Source organism: Lysinibacillus sp. UBA5994 (genome assembly GCF_002429725.1).
Classification (GTDB): domain Bacteria; phylum Bacillota; class Bacilli; order Bacillales_A; family Planococcaceae; genus Lysinibacillus; species Lysinibacillus capsici.
Map to the genome: position 1 here is coordinate 144,368 of NZ_DJAU01000056.1, position 13,812 is coordinate 158,179.

The window sequence follows — 13,812 nt, forward strand, 5'->3', positions numbered from 1 at the left end:
GTTAATGTGCCTCCTTTGTTGAGAAAACACGTAACGTTTTTAATTCGCTAACATTGTATTTTTTCAAGAAATTCATCACAATGACCGTTAAAATTCCTTCACTCACTGCTAAAGGAATTTGAGTTAAGGCAAAAATACCTGCAAACTTTGTAAAGGATGCCATAAAGCCTCCAACCTCTGAAGGAAAGGCTAGTGCTAGTTGTACAGAAGTCACAATGTATGTACCTAAATCACCAAGCATAGCTGCAAAGAATATGGCTAGTGAAAATGACAACCCTACTTTTTGAGCCCCTTTAAAGACAAAGTAAGCAATAAAAGGACCAACAATAGCCATAGAAAAGGCATTAGCCCCTAAAGTTGTAATTCCTCCATGAGCTAATAATAAAGATTGAAATAATAAAACGATTGTTCCAATTACACTCATTGCTAGAGGGCCAAAGAGTACTGTCCCAAGTCCTACACCAGTTGGGTGAGAGCAACTACCTGTAACTGAAGGGATTTTTAGGGCGGATAGCACAAAGGCAAAGGCTCCTGAAAGCCCCAAAAGCATTTTGGTTTCAGGATTTTCATCAATGGTTTTTCGAATAGAACGCAATCCTAGAATGATAAATGGGATAGAGATCACCCACCAAAAAATAGCCCATTCGATTGGTAAAAAACCTTCCATGATATGCATGGCAAAGGCACGTTTTGGCACGATTAAAAAGGCCAGTAAAAAATAACTAAGTTTCCACCATGATAATTTCAAAAAGCTTTCCTCCTAACTAATTAATAGATTTTTAGAATATTGCGTGCGTAATTAAAAAAAGCACTTCTCCTTAGGTGGAAAAGTGCATAGCTAAAAAAGCAAATAACAGTCTCATCTGCTAAGCCGCACACCTATCCTCGTAGGTTGAAACGATCACTTATTTTTCGGCAGGTCTCCTGGCTCTAGTTCAATGCTTTATAGGTCTTCCCATCCGTTGGACAGTGACATATTCTATAAAGCTCCCTATTACAGTGGCGGGACCGCGCCGGACTCAAACCGGCTTCCCTTTTAAGCAAAATGACAAGCACTTTGCACCGAAAAACATTCAAATTGTGAGATTTCACGACAAAGTGTAACATGAATTTCCATAAATATGCTATACCTTTTATGAAATTTTTTAAATTAAAGGTCAACGGTGAATATTCTGATAAAATTTTGTGCGCAAATTATATAGATTGTATAAATTTCATACCTAGTTCCATTCAAAATTGATAAATTTGTCATAAATTTTTAAAGAAATATTGAAATTTTAAAATAATAAGATATGATAAAGACAGTTTTCTATTTAAAATTCTACTAAAAATTTCATATAAAACGTCAATAAGTGCTCGAATAGCTCGAGATAATAGGGAAATTGGTGAAAATCCAATACAGCCCCCGCTACTGTAATAGCTGATGAAATCGCAAAGCCACTGGTGCAAACTTGGGAAGGTGCGACAGTAAAATGAAGCTTAAGTCAGGAAACCTGCTTATTTGATTGTGCATGCAAACTTTTCGGAGGGAGAAGTTGAAGCGAAAGCGGGTACCTGTATTTCATTCTATTCGTTTTTATTTGGCTTCTACAAAACCTTTACTCTTCGTTATAGAGTAAAGGTTTTTCTTTTTCCAAAAAGCAAATGAGGGGAGACAGAAGATGACAACTTGGAATTTAGAGGGGATGAAAACACATCTCTTTATTTGCAATGGCAGTAGCTGCATGAAAAAGGATGGGGAGGAAATTACCTTAGCCATTCGAGATGAGATACAGCGGCAAGCACTCGATCAGGAAATACATACGACAAGAACGCGCTGTAATGGACGCTGCAAGGATGCTTGTGTGGTAATCGCTTATCCTCAAGGAAACTGGTATCGTGTGCCATCAACAGAGCATGCTAGAACACTAGTACAAGATTTACATCATGAATCCTTATACAACGAACATGTCTTTACACTTCGTGAAGGTACATTACAGCGTACTGCTCAAACAACTGCCATTAAAGGGATCGAAAAGGTGAAAGAGGGGTAACAACATGGCGCAAAAAGGAAAAATTTTCGTAGTAGGCTTTGGACCTGGAGATTTTAAGCATATTACGACACGTGCAGTAGAGGCTTTACAACAAAGTGATATGATTATAGGCTATAAAACCTATGTAGAGCTGATTCAAGATTTAGTAAGTGCAAAATCGATTGTTAGTACAGGCATGACAGAAGAAGTGTCGCGTGCACAGGAAGCCGTTCGTCAAGCTGAAGCAGGGAGCATCGTCTCAGTAATTTCGAGTGGTGATGCAGGCGTCTATGGCATGGCAGGATTAGTCTATGAGGTGTTAATTGAGCTAGGCTGGACAGAAGCAACAGGAATTGAAGTTGAAATTGTTCCTGGGATTTCTGCGATTAATTCATGCGCTAGCATACTTGGTGCACCTATTATGCACGATGCTTGTACAATCAGTTTGAGTGACCATCTAACACCTTGGAATTTAATTGCAAAGCGTGTCGAGGCAGCTGCAATGGCGGACTTTGTCATTGCTTTATACAATCCTAAAAGTGGACGTCGAACAAGACAAATTGTCGAGGCTCAACGAATACTCTTAGAATATCGTTCGCCAGACACACCAGTAGGGCTTGTGAAAAGTGCCTATCGAGAGCGTCAAGAAGTGACCATGACAACACTAGCAGAAATGCTAGAACATGATATTGGTATGTTGACAACTGTCATTATCGGGAATTCGTCAACATTTTTCTATGACAATAAGATGATTACGCCCCGCGGTTACCAACGTAAATATACCCTGGGTGAAGAGAAACAGCCATTACGTCCACATCAACGTTTACGCGAAGAAAATGAACCTTGGGCAATGAACCAAGAGACGGGAACAGCGCGAAATGACTTTACGGCTGACCCTAATGCAGGGCGCTTTAATAAACCCAGTATTGCCGCTACGCCAAAGCCTAAAAAAACAGCTCTTGAAATGGCTACAGCGGCACTTGCAATGGTAAAAGGGACAAGCGCAGTCAAAGTAACACCGAAGCTTGTACAGCAAAAAATAGAATCTATTTTTGAATTAGCAGTAAGTCCTGGTGTAGCCAATAAGTTTTTTACTCCCCAGCAAATGATGACGTTAGCGGAGGTCGTTGGGGATGAGGGGACGATGGAATACACACCAGATCATCAAATTCATTTGAAAATACCAACGACTGCCCCTGAACAGATCACAGAGAAATTACAGGAAGTAGGGTTTTTATTAGCCCCGATTGGTGATGTGTTATCACTGAAGGCTTGTGATTTTTGCTACGGTGAAAAGGCTGATTCAATACCATATGCAGAGGAAATACAAGAAAAACTAGGCGGTATGTCCTTACCGAAGACATTAAATATTGGCTTTAATGGCTGTGGTATGGCCTGTTATCGGGCTGTATTTGATGATATTGGCATCGTCTACCGCAAAAGTAAATTCGATGTCTTTATTGGAGCAAAACCAGTCGGTCGTACAGCACACGCAGCACAGCCTGTTGTAGAAGGGCTGGAGCCTGAGCAACTGATTCCACTCATTACAGATATTATTGAAGAATATAAAGCAAATGCTCATCCAAATGAACGCTTGTTTAAATATTTTAAACGTGTGAAAAAGATACTGCATTTTACGTATCAAGATATGTCTTCCAAAATAAAAGTAGAGCCAGCTCCGTGCGGCGACTAGTAAGGAGTAGAGAGATGAAAGCTATTTTATTTGTCGGCCATGGGAGCCGTTTAGCAGCAGGAAATGATGAGGTTCGTACATTTATCGAACAAATGACACCGCGTATTGATGAACAATTTTTAGTGGAAACTTGTTTCCTTGAATTTGCTTCACCTAACATCGAAGAAGGTATTACAAACTGTGTGAAAAAGGGAGCTACAGAGGTACATGTAATTCCAATCATTTTACTGCATGCAGGCCATTCAAAGCTGCATATTCCAGCGGAAATCGAGCATGCGCGTGAGCATTATCCAGCGATTACCTTCACATATGGTCAAACAATTGGTATCCATGATGAAATCTTTGCCATTTTACAAGATCGCCTAGCTGAAATTGGCTTTAATTCAGAACAAGAGCAGGAAGACACAGCGATTTTATTGATTGCACGAGGTGGCAGTGATCCATCTGCTAATGGTGATTTTTATAAAATTACGCGACTTTTATGGGAAAAACTACCTGTGAAATACGTAGAAAGTGCTTTTATGGGTGTCACAGATCCACGAGTTGAAGAAGGAATTGAACGTTGTGTCAAACTAGGTGCAAAAAAAATCATCATGTTACCATACTTTTTATTCACAGGCATTTTGATGGAACGCATGCATGGCATGTGTGAGAAGTTTAATGAACTTTATCCAGATTGTGATATTCAAATTGCTAACTATTTTGGCTACCATGAACGGTTACAAAATGTTTTATTAGAGCGTATTGAACAGGCAATCAACGGTACATCAACAGGTATGCAAGATCTAGAAGATTATCGCGCCTATGCGGCAGTACATGGACATGCACATCATCATCACCATCATGATCACGATCACGATCATGGACATGCGCATCATCATCACGACCATCACGATCACGATCATGGGCATGACCATCATGACCATGACCATCACCATCATCATGAAGAGGAGCCGGTAAAATGATTTTCATGTTAGCAGGGACAAGTGATGCAAGGGATCTAGCCCTAGCATTACAACGTGCAGGTTATGCGGTAACCGCTACGGTCGTCACTGAGTCGGCAGCCTCTAGTCTTGCTGACGTTGGCCTGCCACATTTAATCGGTAGACTGACAGCTGAGGAAATGGCGACCATCATGACAGAGCAGGGCTATCAATTGGTGGTAGATGCTTCTCATCCATTTGCGGAGGAAGCCTCTAAAAATGCGATGGCAGCGGCAAAGCAGGCAAAGATTCCTTATATTCGCTATGAAAGAGCTCATGAACATTATGCCCATCCTTTGATTACTGTTGTAAAGGATTATGAGGAGGCAGCTCAGCTAGCTGCAGAAAAACGCGGTGTCATTATGCTAACGACAGGTAGTAAAACACTCGCTACATTTACAAGGGTTTTACAGGGCTTAGAAAACACAAGAGTAATCGCTCGTATGCTTCCACGACTGGATAATATGGAAAAATGTGAGGCACTTGGCGTGGCGCAGCGAGATATTGTGGCTATTCAAGGTCCGTTTTCAAAGGAATTAAATGAAGCTCTATTTCGTCAATACGGAGTGACATTGATGATTACCAAGGAAAGCGGTAAAGTGGGCTCAGTTGATGAGAAGCTAGAGGCAGCTCTCGCATGCCAGATTGAAACGATTCTTATTGCACGACCAAATATACAGTACGGCCAACAATATTCAACATTTGAAGAAGTATTACAGGCTGTTGAACATACAATTTAGGAGGCATTTTCCATGGATTTTAAAACAGATTTTAAACCATTAACGGTAGACCCAGATAAAATTTACGATTACAGTTTCTCTATTATTGCAGAGGAAATGGGCGAGCATGACTTCTCAGAAGATGAATGGAAAGTTGTACGTCGCATTATCCATGCATCAGCTGATTTCGAGCTAGGTCGTAGTGTCATCATTACACCAGGTGCTATTGAAGCGGGTATCAAGTCTATTCTTGCAGGACGTCATGTCATTGCAGATGTGCAAATGATTGAAAGTGGCTCTGGTAAAAAGCGTTTCCAAAAACATGGTGGTGATTTGCATTGCTATATTGCGGATGAAGATGTATCAATAGAAGCGAAAAAACAAAATACAACACGTGCCATTATTTCGATGCAAAAGGCATCAAAATTACATGAAGGTGGTATTTATGCCATTGGTAATGCACCGACTGCATTGCTGGAATTGATTCGATTAATTAAAGAAGGGCTAGCAAAACCAGATTTAATTATCGGTATGCCTGTTGGTTTTGTGTCAGCAGCTGAGTCAAAAGAAGAGCTGCTTAAACTAGAAGGGATTCCGTACATTACAAATGTTGGTCGGAAAGGCGGTAGTACAGTGACGGTTGCTGCTTTAAATGCCATCTCACTTTTAGCGGACGAACAGGCGAAAAAATAATGGAGCGGAAGCCAAAAAAGGACCCCAAGGACATGCGTCACGGTTATACGACGGGAGCCTGTGCAACTGCTGTATCAAAGGCTGCACTGCTTGCCCTTATTACTAAGGAGGAGCAAGAGACAAGTACGATTCATTTACCTATTGGTCGAGATGCAACCTTTACAATTGAAAAATGTATATTTGAAGAAAATGCTGTCAGCTGTGAAACGATTAAAGATGCTGGTGATGATCCTGATGCGACCCATCAGGCACTCATCGTTGGCACAGTGAGCTGGGCAGATACACCTGGGATTCATTTAGATGGAGGTATTGGTGTCGGGCGTGTCACAAAGCCTGGCCTGCCAGTGCCTGTCGGAGAGGCAGCCATTAATCCTGTACCCCGTAAAATGATTTATAGCACGGTCCAAGGTGTGTTGGACGAATTTCACATTACTCGAGGCGTGAATGTGGTGATTTCTGTACCTAAGGGTGAGGAGATTGCTAAAAAAACGTTAAATGGACGACTCGGTATACTTGGGGGCATCTCAATCTTAGGCACAAGGGGAACCGTCGTGCCTTTTTCGAGTTCTGCTTATATGGCCAGTATTGTCCAAGCCATCAGTGTAGCGAAAGAGGCTGGCTGTGAGCATTTAGTGGTGACAACAGGTGGACGAAGTGAGAAGTTTGCGATGAAACAATACCCACATCTAGCAGAAGAAGCGTTTATTGAAATGGGTGACTTTGTAGGTTTTACATTAAAGCATTGTAAGCGTCTAGGCATCAAACAAGTTTCACTCGTTGGGATGATGGGGAAATTTTCTAAAGTCGCACAAGGAGTCATGATGGTGCATTCCAAAAGTGCACCAATCGATTTTAATTTTTTAGCACAACTGGCAAAGGATATAGGGGCAGATAGAGAAACGATAGCACAAGTTCTGGAGGCAAATACAGCTTCACAAGTAGGTGAGATGATGATGGAGAAGGGCTATGATGCGTTCTTCCATCGTTTATGTGAGGCTTGCTGCTATTCCTCTATCCATCATATTAAGGGCGGTTTAACGCTTTCCACATCGATCTATTCGATGCAGGGACAATTATTAGGAAGGGCTGATGACATTGCATCGATCGATGAAGTTGATTGGGATCGGGGATAACGGATTAGCAAGCTTATTACCTCAATACCTTCAGTGGATTGAAGACTGTGAGGTACTTGTTGGTGGTGAGCGAGTACTTGATTTTTTCCCAGACTATAGGGGTGAAAAAATCCTGATAAAAGGAGGTCTTTCAACACTTGTTGAAAGATTGTCTGAAGAAACAAGAAATACCGTGATTCTTGCATCTGGAGATCCATTATTTTATGGCATCGGAGGCTACTTAGCAAAAAAGCTACAAATAGAGGTTTATCCATATATGAGCTCCGTCCAGCTTGCCTTTGCGAAAATGGGAGAGAGCTGGCAGGATGCTTACGTAACGAGTATTCATGGACGACCAATGAAGGGCCTGGCACAGCGAATTGATGGCAAAAAGAAAGTGGCACTTTTAACCGATGCAGAGAATAGTCCGAATGCTCTTGCTAAATATCTAAAGCATTTTGGTATGACGGAATATCGTGCGTTTGTCGCCGAAAATTTACAGGGCGACAACGAAAAAAGTGGCTGGTACTCGCTCGATGAAATGGAAGTTACTCATTTTTCTCCTTTAAATGTCGTGATTTTAAAACAAACAATAGCACCGAAACGCTACACGCTCGGGATTGATGATGAGGAATTTTCACAACGAAAGCCAGATAAAGGACTTATTACGAAGAAAGAAATTCGAGTTTTAAGTTTGCAAGCCATGCAGCTTCAACAGGATAGCATTATTTGGGATATTGGCACATGTACGGGATCAATGGCCATTGAGGCAGGTAAGCTTGCTCCTGAGGGACAAGTTTTTGCCGTAGAAAAAAATGCCCCTGATTTAGAAAACTGTCTTCAAAACCAACAAAAGTTTCGAGTCGATATAACTGCTATCCATAGTAAAGCACCAGAGGGTTTAGACAACTTTCCAGACCCTGATGCCATTTTCATCGGGGGCACTGGTGGTGAAATGGTTGAGTTACTGCAATTATGCTGTCAGCGTTTAAAGCAAAATGGGCGCATTGTCTTAAATGCGGCGACTATTGAAAATTTATATAAAGCTGTTGAGGCATTTAAAGCTTGTGGTTTTGCTGTTGACATTTTACAGGCTCAGCTGGCACGCAGTAAACCAATTTTAGATATGACACGCTTTGTTCCATTAAATCCAATATACATTATTTCCGCTTATCGAAAGGAAGAAAATCATGAGTAATCTAGGAATTTTATATGGCTTGGGCGTTGGTCCTGGCGATCCAGAATTAATTACAGTAAAGGCATTTCGAGTGATTCAGGAATCACCTGTTATTGCTTACCCAAAAAAGCTAAAAGGCAGTAAAAGCTATGCCCATCGTATTGTAGATGTGTATATTAATCCAGAAGAAAAAGATATGCTTGGTCTTGTATTCCCAATGACGAAAGATGAGGCTGTTCTAGAACGTGAATGGACAAAGTCAGTAGAACTTGTCTACGAAAAATTACAAGCAGGCAAAGATGTAGCCTTTGTTACAGAGGGCGATCCTTTATTGTATAGTACGTTTATTCATATGATGAAGCTAATGCAGGACAAGCATCCAGATGTCGAAATTCGCACGGTACCAGGAATTTCTTCGTTTAATGGCTCTGCATCACGCTTAGGCATTGCGTTAGCGGATGGTGATGATCGTGTTGCGATTATTCCTGCGTATGACAATTACGAAGCTATGCGTGAAGCGATTGAAACACATGATGCTGTTGTTTTTATTAAAGTGGCGAAAGTGATTGATTTAATGCTTGAAGTGCTACGCGATTTAGATTTATTAGATAAAGCATCCGTGGTGACAAAGGTAACATCTGATGAAGAAATCATTTGGGATGTGCGTGAGTTGGATGGTGTCGATTTAGAATATTTAACATTAATGGTGGTGCGTAAATAATGAAAAAAATCTATATTGTCGGCGCTGGTCCTGGTGATCCAGATTTAATTACAGTCAAAGGTTTACATATGTTACAAACAGCGGACGTTGTCATGTATACAGATTCTTTAGTGAGTGAGGACCTTATTGCGAAAGCTAGACCAGATGCGGAGGTCATTCGTACAGCTGGTATGCATTTGGAGGAAATGGTTGCTGTGATGGTGGACCGAGTCAATGCTGGTAAAACAGTGGCACGTATGCATACAGGTGATCCAGCGATGTATGGTGCCATTATGGAGCAAGTTGCGCTATTAAAAAAGGAAGGCATTGGGTATGAAGTCATTCCAGGAGTTAGCTCTGTATTTGCATCAGCCGCTGCAATCGGAGCTGAGCTAACAATTCCTGATCTAACACAAACCCTTATTCTAACACGTGCAGAGGGGCGCACACCTGTACCAGAATTTGAAAAGTTGCGTGATTTAGCGAGCCATCATTGTACAATTGCCTTATTCCTTAGTGCAACGCTGACGAAAAAAATTGTCAAAGAGCTACAAAGTGCTGGTTGGGCTGATGACACGCCTGTAGCAGTTATTCAACGAGCTTCATGGCCCGATCAAAAAATCGTACGAACAACTTTAATCGAATTAGATGAAGCGATGCGTGTGAATGGTATTCGTAAGCATGCGATGATTTTAGCGGGCTGGGCATTAGACCCGAACATTCATGATAAAGATCAATATCGTTCGAAGTTATATGATGCAAGCTTTACACATGGCTTTAGAAAAGGTGTGAAGACAAGTGATTGAGTTACAAGAGGGTGTGTTACCAGAGGTTGATCAACGTAATCCTTATGCCGTTGTAGCCATTACGAAGCATGGTGTCCAAATAGGACGTCGTCTGCAGCAAACCTTTGCAGCAAGCGATTTATATTATATGAGTAAATTTGAACAAGGCGATGAAGAAGAAAAGCATATTCAACTGTTTACAGGAACAGTGCGCCTGCTATTGCCAACACTATTTAAGCAATATAAAGGGTTGATTTTAATTATTTCACTAGGGGCAGTTGTACGAATGATTGCGCCGATTTTAAAGGATAAAAAGACAGACCCAGGTGTTGTGGTGATTGATGATCGAGGGGAAAATGTTATTAGCGTATTATCAGGGCATTTAGGTGGTGCCAATGAGCTAACACACGAGGTGGCAGCTGCACTTGGTGCAAATCCGATTATTACAACGGCTTCTGATGTACAAAAGACGATTCCAGTTGATTTATTTGGAGCCCGCTTTGGCTGGGTATGGGATAGTGCGGATAAATTGACACCAGTTAGTGCATCTGTTGTAAATGAGGAACATGTAGCCATTGTACAGGAAACAGGCGAACGTGATTGGTGGATGCGTGATACACCGATGCCAGAGCAAATTAAAATCTATCCATCAACACAGGCAGCCATCCAAGCTACTCCCCATGCCACATTATTAATAACAGATCGAATCATTGAACCTGAAGAAGAGGTTCTTCTAGAAAACGGTGTTATTTATCGCCCAAAATCCATTGTGCTAGGAATGGGCTGTAACCGTGGTACATCTTTAGAGGAAATTGAACAAGTAATCGATGAAACCTTGGCAGAGCTAAAGCTTTCGAAAAAAAGTGTGAAAGCCTTATGCACGATTGATTTGAAGAAAGATGAGCAATGTTTCTTAGAGATTACGAAGAAATATGATTGGGAGTTCGTTACGTATACACCGGATGAATTAAATGAAATCGAATTTCCATCACCCTCTGAAACAGTCTTTAAATATACGGGTGCATACGGAGTGAGTGAACCAGCAGCTATGCGCTATGCACAGGTTCCATCACTTCTATTAGAGAAGAAAAAATCGGGTAATGCTACGATTTCAGTTGCTAGATACCTATTTTAAGGAGGAAGTCCATGCAAACAAATCGCTTTGTACTAGCTGGTACGGGTAGTGGTGTAGGCAAAACTACTTTTACCATTGGACTGATGAAGGCACTTCAAAACAAAGGGAACGTGGTGCAGGGCTTTAAATGCGGTCCTGATTATATCGACCCAACCTATCATACAGCTGTAACGGGCAGAGTATCACGTAATATTGATAGCTGGATGTTTTCACACGAAGCAGTCCGTGATATTGTGGCACGTGCAAGTATAGATGCAGATGTATCTATTATTGAAGGTGTGATGGGTTTTTATGACGGTAAAAGCCCTTTATCTGACGCTGGGTCTGCTGCTGATATTAGCGTAGTGACAGAGAGTCCTGTTATTTTAATTGTCAATTGTGCTAGCATGGCACGTAGCGTAGCAGCAGTTGTGAAAGGCTTCCAATTACTATCAGATAAGCCGAATATCGTTGGTGTTATTGCGAACCAGGTTGGTAGTGTCGGTCATTACGAAATTGCGAAGGCAGCTATTGAACAAGAATGCGGCATACCTGTTATTGGCTACCTAAAGCGTGAGGAAGGGATCGATATCCCGAGTCGTCATTTAGGGTTAGTACCTGCTATTGAAAGAGGAGAGCTAGATTCATTTTTTGATAAACTAGGGAACCTGATGGCGGAAACGATTGATTTGGATCAATTAATACATTTAACAAAGGCTCCTATCTTGCAAGAATCAGGCCATTTATTTAGGGAGGAGCCTTCACGAAATATTTGTATAGCAGTTGCAAGAGATGCTGCTTTTAATTTTTATTATGAAGAAAACTTGGCTTTGTTACGTGCGAAAGGTGCGACACTACAGTTTTTCTCACCGCTTGCGAATGAGCCTGTACCAGCTGAAGCAGATGGCTTGTATATTGGTGGTGGCTTTCCTGAGGAATTTGCAGAGTCACTTGCTACCAATACAGTCGTTAAAGACTCTATTCGTCAAGTCATTGCTAAAGGTCTTCCAACATTAGCTGAGTGTGGGGGCTTTATGTATTTAACAGAGGCCATTACAAATAGCCATGGCGACCGCTATGACATGGTAGGGGTAATTCCTGGAGAAGTGGCGATGCAAACAAAACTAGCAGCACTTGGTTATCGTGAAATTTTTGGCACAGCCGATAATTTCTTAATTGGTGCTGAGGAACAAGCGAAGGGCCATGAGTTCCATTATTCCAAATATAGTGGTTCTCACAATACAGCAGCCTATGAAACGATTGGTCGTTTTGGCAAAAAGAAAGAAGGCTATCAAGAAGGAAATTTAGTGGCTGGCTATACTCATTTCCATTTTGTATCAAACCCAAAGCTAGTTGACAATTGGTTAACAGCTTGTAAGAAGGTGAAAAGTAATGACTAATTATTTTCCTATTCATATCAATCTAGAATATAAAACAGTTGTGATTGTAGGCGGGGGTCACGTGGCAACGCAGAAGGTAGCATCCCTGTTACCAGCAAAGGCAAACATCGTGATTGTCAGTCCAACCTTACATAACACATTACAGTCACTTGCAGAGTCAGGGCAAATTACTTGGAAGCAAAAGGAATTTGAACCTCGTGATTTAGATGACGCCATTCTCATTATCGCTGCAACGAATGTGACAGCAGTTAACGAAGCCGTTCAAGAAGCAGCACAGCATTGGCAATTAATCAACCGAACAGATAAACAAAGTGAAAGTGATTTTATTACGCCTGCTACTGTTCGCCGTGGTCCATTGGTGGTAACTGTTTCGACATCGGGAGCAAGCCCAAGTCTAGCCCGCAAGATTAAAGCAGATTTAGAAGAGCAATTCGATGATGCTTATGATGACTATGTATGCTTTTTACAGCAAGCTCGATTAATGATTGCTGCTAAGTATGATAAAGGTCCACAAAGACGTGCGGCATTACAAGCATTGCTAGAGCCAAACATCCTTGAATGGACACGTCATGGTGAGATCGATCGACGAGAAGCATATTTACAACAACTATTGATGGGAGCAACGCAATGAAGGATGGAATCGTATATATCGTGGGAGCAGGTCCTGGCGATCCGAAGCTCATTACTGTGTATGGACTGGAATGTATTCAAAAGTCTGATGTAATTGCTTATGACCGTCTTGTAAATCCTAAATTGCTTGATTTTGCAAAAAAGGATGCGGAGCTAGTTTATTGTGGCAAATTACCTGGGAAGCATCATCTTATTCAAGAGGAAATAAATGCATTACTCGTTGAAAAAGCACAAGAAGGTAAAATTGTTACACGCCTAAAAGGTGGCGATCCCTTTGTTTTTGGACGTGGCGCGGAGGAAGCTGAAATATTAAAAAATCATGGCATTGCCTATGAAATCGTTCCGGGGATTACAGCAGGAATTGCAGCTCCTGCATACGCAGGAATTCCAGTTACACATAGGGACTTCGCGACAAGCTTTGCCCTTGTAACTGGACATGGTCGTGAAGAAAAAGGACAAGATTTTTTGAATTGGCCCGCTTTAGCTACGGGTATAGATACCGTTGCCTTTTATATGAGCGTTGGTAATATTGCCTACATTGCTCGCAAATTAATCGAAAATGGACGGAAGGCAACAACGCCAGTAGCGGTCATTGAGTGGGGAACAACTGCTCAGCAACGCACGATTACAGGGCCGCTAGATGAGATAGCCAGCATCATTGAGCGTGAAGGGTACCATAACCCTTCTATGATTGTTGTTGGCGAGGTTGTCAATGTACGGGAAAAAATTCAATGGTTTGAAGAGCAAGGTCTTACCTTTTCATAATCATTTCTTATAAGCGCACAAGGAGGAAG

At 41.5% G+C, this 13,812-nt stretch carries 14 protein-coding genes and 2 riboswitches; of the genes, 13 read left to right on the forward strand and 1 reads right to left on the reverse strand.

The features are described from left to right. Position 1: 1 nt before the first annotated feature. Positions 2-748 carry an energy-coupling factor ABC transporter permease gene (locus tag B3D98_RS16965; RefSeq protein WP_048392343.1) on the reverse strand — a complete coding sequence of 249 codons (747 nt, stop codon included), beginning with the start codon at positions 746-748 and terminating at the stop codon, positions 2-4. A 149-nt stretch (positions 749-897) separates the two neighbouring features. Beyond that, positions 898-1,082: riboswitch (cobalamin riboswitch) on the reverse strand. A gap of 251 nt (positions 1,083-1,333) precedes the next feature. After that, positions 1,334-1,515, forward strand: a riboswitch (cobalamin riboswitch). A gap of 146 nt (positions 1,516-1,661) precedes the next feature. Between B3D98_RS16965 and B3D98_RS16970 the strand changes: the two genes are divergently transcribed. The 13 genes from B3D98_RS16970 to cobA are packed head-to-tail and all read left to right on the forward strand — an operon-like array spanning position 1,662 to position 13,783. Further along, positions 1,662-2,033 carry a (2Fe-2S) ferredoxin domain-containing protein gene (locus tag B3D98_RS16970; RefSeq protein WP_004231296.1) on the forward strand — a complete coding sequence of 124 codons (372 nt, stop codon included), beginning with the start codon at positions 1,662-1,664 and terminating at the stop codon, positions 2,031-2,033. 4 nt (positions 2,034-2,037) lie between these two features. After that, positions 2,038-3,705 carry a precorrin-3B C(17)-methyltransferase gene (cobJ, locus tag B3D98_RS16975; RefSeq protein WP_048392344.1) on the forward strand — a complete coding sequence of 556 codons (1,668 nt, stop codon included), beginning with the start codon at positions 2,038-2,040 and terminating at the stop codon, positions 3,703-3,705. 14 nt (positions 3,706-3,719) lie between these two features. Further along, positions 3,720-4,670 carry a sirohydrochlorin chelatase gene (locus B3D98_RS16980; protein WP_103118387.1) on the forward strand — a complete coding sequence of 317 codons (951 nt, stop codon included), beginning with the start codon at positions 3,720-3,722 and terminating at the stop codon, positions 4,668-4,670. Beyond that, on the forward strand, positions 4,667-5,428 hold the full coding sequence (gene cobK, locus B3D98_RS16985; RefSeq protein ID WP_103118386.1) for a precorrin-6A reductase: 762 nt from the start codon (positions 4,667-4,669) through the stop codon (positions 5,426-5,428). Before B3D98_RS16980 ends, cobK begins: the two co-directional genes overlap by 4 nt. A 12-nt stretch (positions 5,429-5,440) precedes the next feature. Beyond that, positions 5,441-6,100, forward strand: a complete 660-nt coding sequence (locus B3D98_RS16990; protein ID WP_004231303.1) for a precorrin-8X methylmutase — start codon at positions 5,441-5,443, stop codon at positions 6,098-6,100. Beyond that, the gene (locus tag B3D98_RS16995) at positions 6,100-7,233 is read left to right on the forward strand and encodes a cobalt-precorrin-5B (C(1))-methyltransferase (RefSeq protein ID WP_048392348.1); all 1,134 of its coding nucleotides are present in this window, start codon (positions 6,100-6,102) and stop codon (positions 7,231-7,233) included. Before B3D98_RS16990 ends, B3D98_RS16995 begins: the two co-directional genes overlap by 1 nt. Beyond that, positions 7,190-8,410: a bifunctional cobalt-precorrin-7 (C(5))-methyltransferase/cobalt-precorrin-6B (C(15))-methyltransferase gene (locus B3D98_RS17000; RefSeq protein WP_026023453.1), complete on the forward strand. Its 1,221-nt coding sequence runs from the start codon at positions 7,190-7,192 to the stop codon at positions 8,408-8,410. The genes B3D98_RS16995 and B3D98_RS17000 overlap by 44 nt, the downstream gene beginning before the upstream one ends. Continuing rightward, entirely contained in the window at positions 8,403-9,110 is a 708-nt protein-coding gene (gene cobI, locus B3D98_RS17005) for a precorrin-2 C(20)-methyltransferase (protein WP_004231310.1), read from the forward strand. Before B3D98_RS17000 ends, cobI begins: the two co-directional genes overlap by 8 nt. Beyond that, entirely contained in the window at positions 9,110-9,895 is a 786-nt protein-coding gene (gene cobM / locus B3D98_RS17010) for a precorrin-4 C(11)-methyltransferase (RefSeq protein ID WP_004231312.1), read from the forward strand. The genes cobI and cobM overlap by 1 nt, the downstream gene beginning before the upstream one ends. After that, positions 9,888-11,009: a cobalt-precorrin 5A hydrolase gene (locus tag B3D98_RS17015; protein WP_048392350.1), complete on the forward strand. Its 1,122-nt coding sequence runs from the start codon at positions 9,888-9,890 to the stop codon at positions 11,007-11,009. The genes cobM and B3D98_RS17015 overlap by 8 nt, the downstream gene beginning before the upstream one ends. A gap of 11 nt (positions 11,010-11,020) precedes the next feature. After that, positions 11,021-12,388, forward strand: coding sequence for a cobyrinate a,c-diamide synthase (locus B3D98_RS17020; RefSeq protein ID WP_048392351.1), 1,368 nt, complete (start codon positions 11,021-11,023; stop codon positions 12,386-12,388). Then, positions 12,381-13,019 (forward strand): precorrin-2 dehydrogenase/sirohydrochlorin ferrochelatase family protein, encoded by a 639-nt coding sequence (locus tag B3D98_RS17025; RefSeq protein WP_009370253.1) that lies wholly within the window; start codon positions 12,381-12,383, stop codon positions 13,017-13,019. Before B3D98_RS17020 ends, B3D98_RS17025 begins: the two co-directional genes overlap by 8 nt. Further along, positions 13,016-13,783, forward strand: a complete 768-nt coding sequence (cobA, locus tag B3D98_RS17030) for a uroporphyrinogen-III C-methyltransferase (RefSeq protein WP_054549204.1) — start codon at positions 13,016-13,018, stop codon at positions 13,781-13,783. Before B3D98_RS17025 ends, cobA begins: the two co-directional genes overlap by 4 nt. Positions 13,784-13,812 lie beyond the last annotated feature (29 nt).

Bases quoted from the DNA above. Each gene is read 5' to 3' on its own strand.
- B3D98_RS16995 (WP_048392348.1), top strand. From the start codon at position 6,100: ATGGAGCGGAAGCCAAAAAAGGACCCCAAGGACATGCGTCACGGTTAT.
- B3D98_RS16970 (WP_004231296.1), top strand. From the start codon at position 1,662: ATGACAACTTGGAATTTAGAGGGGATGAAAACACATCTCTTTATTTGC.
- cobM (WP_004231312.1), top strand. From the start codon at position 9,110: ATGAAAAAAATCTATATTGTCGGCGCTGGTCCTGGTGATCCAGATTTA.
- cobI (WP_004231310.1), top strand. From the start codon at position 8,403: ATGAGTAATCTAGGAATTTTATATGGCTTGGGCGTTGGTCCTGGCGAT.
- B3D98_RS17000 (WP_026023453.1), top strand. From the start codon at position 7,190: ATGACATTGCATCGATCGATGAAGTTGATTGGGATCGGGGATAACGGA.
- cobA (WP_054549204.1), top strand. From the start codon at position 13,016: ATGAAGGATGGAATCGTATATATCGTGGGAGCAGGTCCTGGCGATCCG.
- cobK (WP_103118386.1), top strand. From the start codon at position 4,667: ATGATTTTCATGTTAGCAGGGACAAGTGATGCAAGGGATCTAGCCCTA.
- cobJ (WP_048392344.1), top strand. From the start codon at position 2,038: ATGGCGCAAAAAGGAAAAATTTTCGTAGTAGGCTTTGGACCTGGAGAT.
- B3D98_RS16980 (WP_103118387.1), top strand. From the start codon at position 3,720: ATGAAAGCTATTTTATTTGTCGGCCATGGGAGCCGTTTAGCAGCAGGA.
- B3D98_RS17025 (WP_009370253.1), top strand. From the start codon at position 12,381: ATGACTAATTATTTTCCTATTCATATCAATCTAGAATATAAAACAGTT.
- B3D98_RS17020 (WP_048392351.1), top strand. From the start codon at position 11,021: ATGCAAACAAATCGCTTTGTACTAGCTGGTACGGGTAGTGGTGTAGGC.
- B3D98_RS16990 (WP_004231303.1), top strand. From the start codon at position 5,441: ATGGATTTTAAAACAGATTTTAAACCATTAACGGTAGACCCAGATAAA.